General features: G+C 69.3%; 6 protein-coding genes. 1 reads left to right on the top strand and 5 read right to left on the bottom strand.

Annotated elements, in window-relative coordinates; translation table 11 throughout:
- Window positions 1-129 precede the first annotated feature (129 nt).
- The 5 genes from ruvX to RT309_RS13175 form a co-directional block, all read right to left on the bottom strand.
- Entirely contained in the window at window positions 130-612 is a 483-nt protein-coding gene (gene ruvX, locus RT309_RS13195) for a Holliday junction resolvase RuvX (protein WP_313357737.1), read from the bottom strand.
- Window positions 609-3,269: an alanine--tRNA ligase gene (gene alaS, locus RT309_RS13190; protein ID WP_313357735.1), complete on the bottom strand. Its 2,661-nt coding sequence runs from the start codon at window positions 3,267-3,269 to the stop codon at window positions 609-611. Before alaS ends, ruvX begins: the two co-directional genes overlap by 4 nt.
- Before the next feature lie 63 nt (window positions 3,270-3,332).
- A complete protein-coding gene (locus RT309_RS13185; protein ID WP_313357733.1) occupies window positions 3,333-3,521 on the bottom strand; it encodes a hypothetical protein in 189 nt (62 codons plus the stop codon).
- An 82-nt stretch (window positions 3,522-3,603) separates the two neighbouring features.
- Window positions 3,604-4,233, bottom strand: coding sequence for a 30S ribosomal protein S4 (gene rpsD, locus RT309_RS13180; protein ID WP_313357731.1), 630 nt, complete (start codon window positions 4,231-4,233; stop codon window positions 3,604-3,606).
- 171 nt (window positions 4,234-4,404) lie between these two features.
- Window positions 4,405-5,733, bottom strand: coding sequence for a replication-associated recombination protein A (locus tag RT309_RS13175; RefSeq protein WP_313357729.1), 1,329 nt, complete (start codon window positions 5,731-5,733; stop codon window positions 4,405-4,407).
- A gap of 78 nt (window positions 5,734-5,811) precedes the next feature.
- Between RT309_RS13175 and RT309_RS13170 the strand changes: the two genes are divergently transcribed.
- A complete protein-coding gene (locus tag RT309_RS13170; protein ID WP_313357727.1) occupies window positions 5,812-6,111 on the top strand; it encodes a hypothetical protein in 300 nt (99 codons plus the stop codon).
- Window positions 6,112-6,219: the final 108 nt, after the last annotated feature.

The raw sequence follows: 6,219 nt of genomic DNA, 5'->3' as shown, positions 1-6,219 counted from the left end.
GCCTGACGCAGCGCTCGGCGCGAACCGGGCGCGGGCTCGTCGTGGGCGGCACGCTCGGGCAGCGGCGTCGAAGCCGTCGGAACGTTGTCGAAGAATTCGCCGAGCGAGTCGGATCTGCGATCGTTCGGGTCAGACATCGCTGGGCGGCTCCTGGGCAGAGGGGATCAACGCACCGGCGGGCATTCCGGTGCTCTTCTCGGTGTCCACGGCATGCTGCAACAGCACCACTGCGGCCACTTGGTCGACAATGCTACGAGACTTCTTCTGCGTTCGCCCTGAAGCGCGCAGTGCGGAGTGGGCGCTGACAGTGCTGAGTCGCTCGTCCACCATGCGCACGTCGAGGCCGGAACGCCGCTGCAGCTCCTCGGCGAAGCCGCGTGCGTCCGCGGTCGACAGCGTCTCCGCACCGCGCATGTTCACGGGCAGACCCACCACGATCTCCACCGGTTCCCATTCGGCGATGAGCTGCAGGATGCGATCGATCGACGCATCCGTGCGCGGCACGGTCTCCACCGGCACGGCCAGCATGCCGTCGGGATCGCACCGGGCGACGCCGACGCGCGCCTTCCCGACATCGATCCCGATGCGGGTTCCGCGGCGGAAGCCGCTCACGCTCCGCCGAACTCCGAGACGATCGCCGAGAGCGCGGCGTCCAGAGCCGAAGCATCCGTCCCCCCGCCTTGAGCGACGTCGTCCTTGCCACCGCCGCCACCGCCGAGCATGCCGGCCGCGATGCGCACGAGGGCACCCGCCTTGGCTCCGGCGGCGCGGGCTGCGTCGTTCGTCGCCACCACGACGATCGGCCGGCCGGCGACGATGCCGCCGAAGGCCACCACCGCCGCGTCGGAGCCGAGACGCTCGCGCACGCTCAAAGCGAGGGTGCGGATGTCGTCGGCCGAGCCGACCTCACCGAGCGAGGCGGATGCCACACGGTAGCCGCCGACCTGCGACGCGGCCTCGACGAGAGCCGGAACCCGGCCCTCGCGCTCCTTCGCCTCGAACTGGGCGATGCGCTTCTCGGCGGCCTTCAGGTTCGCCTGCAGCTCTTCGATGCGGGCGCCGAGCTGGTCGCGGGGTGCCTTGAGGGCCGAGGTCAGCTGCGAGACCACGGTGCGCTCGGCGGCGAGCTCGCGGAACGCATCCTGACCGACCAGCGCCTCGATGCGGCGATTGGACGCGCCGACCGATGACTCGCCGACGAGGCTGACCAGTCCGATCTCGGAGCTGGTCTGCACGTGCGTTCCGGCGCAGAGCTCACGCGACCAGGGGCCGCCGATATCGACCATGCGCACCACGTCGCCGTACTTCTCGCCGAACAGCGCCATGGCGCCGGCTTCCTTGGCCTCGTCGAGCGAGACGATGCGGGTCGTCACCTCGAGGGCGTCGTTCACCGCGCGGTTGGTGATCTCCTCGATCTCCGACCGGGTGTCGAGCGACAGCGGCTGCGTCCACGAGAAGTCGAAGCGCATGTAGCCGGCGCGGTTGAGCGAGCCCGCCTGGGTCGCGGTCTTGCCCAGCGTGTCGCGCAAAGCCGCGTGCACGAGGTGCGTGGCCGAGTGCGCCTGCCGAGCCGCACGCCGGTTGGCGGCGTCGACCACGGTGGTCGCGCGGTCGTCGACCGCGACCGAGCCCGTGGCCACGTGCACAGTGTGGCTGATGAGGCCGGGCACCGGGCGCTGCACGTCGAGCACGTCGAGCTCGAACCCGGCGCCCACGATCGTGCCCTTGTCGGCCACCTGGCCGCCCGACTCGGCGTACAGCGTGGTCTCGGCCAGGATGACCTCGGCGACCTGCCCCTCGGACGCGGTCTGCGCCGGGGCGCCGTCGACGATCAGCCCGAGAACCCGGGATTCGGTCTGCAGGTCGGTGTAGCCGGCGAAACCGGTCTCGCCCAGCGCGCGGAACTCGCGATACACCGACACATCGGCGAGCTGACGCTTGCGGTTGCGGGCGTCGGCCTTGGCGCGGTCGCGCTGCTCCTTCATGAGCGCGTCGAACGCGGGGCGATCCACGTCGAGCCCCGCCTCTTCGGCGACCTCGAGCGTGAGGTCGATCGGGAACCCGTACGTGTCGTGCAGCAGGAAGGCCTCGGAGCCGCTGAGGATGGCGCCGCCCTTCTTCTTCGTGTCGTCCAGCGCGAGGTCGAGGATCGTCGATCCCTGAGCGAGCGTGCGGCGGAAGGTCTCCTCTTCGGCGAACGCGGCGGACGAGAGCGTCGACCAGTCCGTCTCGAGCACCGGGTAGGCCGACTTCATCGCATCCCTCGACGCCTCGAAGAGCTCGGGGAACGACGGCGCGTCGACGCCGAGCAGCCGCATCGACCGCACGGTGCGGCGCATCAGGCGGCGCAGGATGTAGCCGCGGCCCTCGTTGGAGGGTCGCACGCCGTCGGAGAGCAGCATGAGCGACGAGCGCACGTGATCCGCGATGACGCGGAAGCGCACGTCGTCTTCGTGGACGGCGCCGTACTTCCTGCCGGAGAGCTCGACGGCGCGGTCGAGAACCGGACGCACCTGGTCGGTCTCGTACATGTTCTCGACGCCCTGCTTGAGGAAGGCGACGCGTTCGAGACCCATGCCCGTGTCGATGTTCTTCATCGGCAGCTCGCCGACGATGTCGAACTCGGTCTTGCCGCGGACGTTCTCGACGAAGTCCTGCATGAACACGAGGTTCCAGATCTCGAGGAAGCGGGAGTCGTCTGCGGCCGGGCCGCCGTCCTTGCCGTAAGCCGGTCCGCGGTCGAAGAAGATCTCCGAGTCCGGGCCGCCGGGGCCGGGCTGGCCCGTGTTCCAGTAGTTGTCCGCACGGCCCAGTCGCTGGATGCGCTCGGGCTTCAGCCCGATGATGTCGCGCCAGATTGTCTCGGCCTCGTCGTCGGTCTCGTAGACGGTGACCCAGAGGTCCTTCTCGTCGAAGCCCAGCCCGCCGTCGGCCTCGGACGAGGTGAGCAGCTCCCAGGCGTAGCGGATCGCGCCTTCCTTGAAGTAGTCACCGAACGACCAGTTGCCGAGCATCTGGAAGAACGTGCCGTGACGTGCGGTGCGACCGACCTCTTCGATGTCGTTGGTGCGGATGCACTTCTGCACGTCGGCGATGCGCGGGTGCGGAGCGGGAACGACTCCGGTGAGGTACGGGATCATCGGCACCATGCCGGCGACGGTGAAGAGCAGCGACGGGTCATCGCTGACGAGAGATGCCGACGGGACGATGAGGTGGTCGTTCTTCTCGAAGTAGTCGAGGTAACGCTGCGCGATATCCGCAGTTTTCATAGAGCTCGTGGCATTCCTTGCGTGGGAGTGCCGCGTCGGTGCGCGCGGCGGGTGGAATCGGGATCAGTCGTCTGCGGGGTCGGACAGGCGGGCTTCCTGCTGCCGATACGCGTCGCCGATGATGGCGGTGACCTGCGACAGCCTGCCGTCGAGGTCGGCGAAGATCTCCTGTCCGCGGGGATCCTTGTTCATGAAGTGGGCGGCGACGAAACCGCCGATCACGCCGATCAGGAACCAGGACAGTCTCTTCATCGCTCCATCCTACGACGAGAGGCGCCGGGGAAACCCCGACGCCTCTCGTGCGAGCCTTCAACCCGCTCAGGCACGCAGTGTCTTATCGAGCTGCGTAGTACTCGACGACGAGCTGCACTTCACAGGTCACGGGGACCTCGGCGCGCTTCGGGCGACGCACCAGGCGTGCCTGCAGCTTGTCGAGCTCGACCTCGATGTAGCCCGGAACCGGGGGCAGGACCTCGGCGTGACCGCCGGCTGCTGCGACCTGGAACGGCTCGAGAGCCTCCGACTTGGCCTTGACGTGGATGAGCTGACCCGGCTTGACGCGGAACGACGGGCGGTCGACGAGCTGACCGTCGACGAGGATGTGACGGTGCACGACCAGCTGGCGAGCCTGCGCGGTGGTGCGGGCGAAGCCGGCACGCAGCACGAGGGCGTCGAGACGCATCTCGAGCAGCTCGACCAGGTTCTCACCGGTCAGGCCGTCCTTGCGACGGGCCTCGTTGAACGCGATGCGCAGCTGCTTCTCGCGGATGCCGTACTGCTCGCGCAGACGCTGCTTCTCACGCAGACGGACGGCGTAGTCGCTGTCGGCCTTGCGCTTGGTGCGGCCGTGCTCGCCGGGAGCGTAGGGACGCTTCTCGAGGTAGCGGGCGGCCTTCGGGGTGAGCGGGATTCCCAGCGCACGGCTGAGACGGACCTTACGGCGGTCCTGGGACTTCGTGACCACGAAGTGTTCCTTCCGTGACGTGGACGCGTCTTTCGCGCCTCACGGGCGTATCGCCTCGCTTCCTCCTTCTCGTCGCGCACGCCGGGGCGCGTCAGGAAGTGGTGCAGGAGAGAGGGATGCCCGAAAACTCGGTTTCGAGCCGGTCAATGCTAACAGATCGGGCTGAGCGTCTCAGCGGTCACCGAGGATCTTGCGGATGCGCTCCAGCCGGGGCGCGATGTCGCGCTCGGCACCGAGGTTCTTCGGCTCGTAATAGCGGCGCCCGACGAGCTCGTCGGGGAGGTACTGCTGCGCGAGGATGCCCGCGTCGCTGTCGTGCGGATAGCGGTAGCCCTTGCCGTGCCCGAGGCGCTTCGCGCCCGCGTAGTGCGCGTCGCGGAGGTGGATCGGAACACGCCCGAATCCTCCGGACCGCACGTCGGCGATCGCCTGGTTGATCGCCGTGTAGGCCGCGTTCGACTTCGCGGTCGTCGCGAGGTAGATGGTCGCCTCGGCCAGAGGGATGCGCCCCTCGGGCATCCCGATGAAGGCGACGGCGTCCGCCGCGGCCGTCGCGATGCTCAGCGCCTGAGGGTCGGCGAGGCCGATGTCCTCCGCGGCGGAGATGACCAGCCTGCGGGCGATGAAGCGCGGGTCCTCCCCTGCCTCGATCATGCGCGCCAGGTAGTGCACCGCCGCATCGGGATCCGAACCGCGGATCGACTTGATGAAGGCGCTGATCACGTCGTAGTGCTCGTCACCCTGCCGGTCGTACCGCAGCAGCGCGCGATCCACGGCCTGCGCGACGGCCTCGTCGGAGACGACGGTCTCCTCGGCCTCCTCGTGCTTCGAGACGGCCACCGCCGCCGCTGCCTCCAGGCCGGTGAGGGCGCGGCGAGCGTCGCCGGAGGCGAGCCGGATCAGCGTGGCCCTGGCGTCGTCCGAGACCGCGACCGCCCCGGCGAGGCCCCGCGCATCGCCGACCGCGCGGTCGAGAAGCACGCCGATGTCCTCGTCGGTGAGGGGCTTGAGCGTCAGCAGCAGCGATCGTGAGAGCAGCGGCGAGATCACCGAGAAGGACGGATTCTCGGTGGTCGCCGCGATGAGGATGACCCAGCCGTTCTCGACGCCGGGCAGAAGGGCATCCTGCTGCGCCTTGGTGAAGCGATGGATCTCGTCGAGGAAGAGGATCGTCGTCTGCCCGTACAGGTCGCGCTGCGTGACCGCCTCCTGCATGACCTCGCGCACATCCTTCACACCTGCGGTGATCGCCGACAGCTCGACGAATCGGCGCCCCGACGAGCGGGCGATCGCCTGCGCGAGGGTCGTCTTGCCGGTGCCGGGCGGCCCCCAGAGGATGATGGAGACCGCGCCGGGAGCCTTGGCGTCCGGATCGGCGAGGGCGACGATCGGCGAGCCCGCACGCAGCAGGTGCTGCTGCCCGGCCACCTCGTCGAGCGAGACCGGTCGCATGCGCACGGCGAGCGGGGTCTGTCCCGACAGGAGGGGCGCGGAAGTCATCCGTCCAGGCTAGTAGGCGAGGCGGACACCGGGCGGTGCCCGGGTAGGCTCGCTCACGACCGGATCAGGAGGACACCCATGGCAGCACGCGGTTCCCGCTCTCCCCAGCGCACACGTACCGACGCCGAGCGTGCGCGGCTGTATGCGGCCCGCAGCGCGTGGAACGCCAAGACCATCCGTCGTCGCCGACGTGACACGATCGTGGCTGCGGTCGTCGGCTCGCTCATCGTCGTGGGTGCGCTCGCCAGTCAGGCGGTGCACGCACAGGTGACAGCGCCGGAGCCGACCCCGACCCAGACGCCGTCTCCCGCCCCGTCCGAGAGCACCTCTCCGGACGCGACGCCCAGCCCCGAGCCGACGCAGACGCCGGGTGAGTGAACTAGGCTGAGCAACGTCCTTTCCCCCTCCCGCGGAGCGACCGCGCAAGGAGAACATCGTGTCTGACAACGACGCCCCCACGCCCACCCCCCCCGTCCCCGGCCCGCC

It is taken from the genome of Microbacterium sp., assembly GCF_032084865.1.
Classification (GTDB): domain Bacteria; phylum Actinomycetota; class Actinomycetes; order Actinomycetales; family Microbacteriaceae; genus Microbacterium.
Note: the sequence above shows the minus strand (reverse complement) of the source record. Positions and strands in the feature narration are given on the sequence as shown.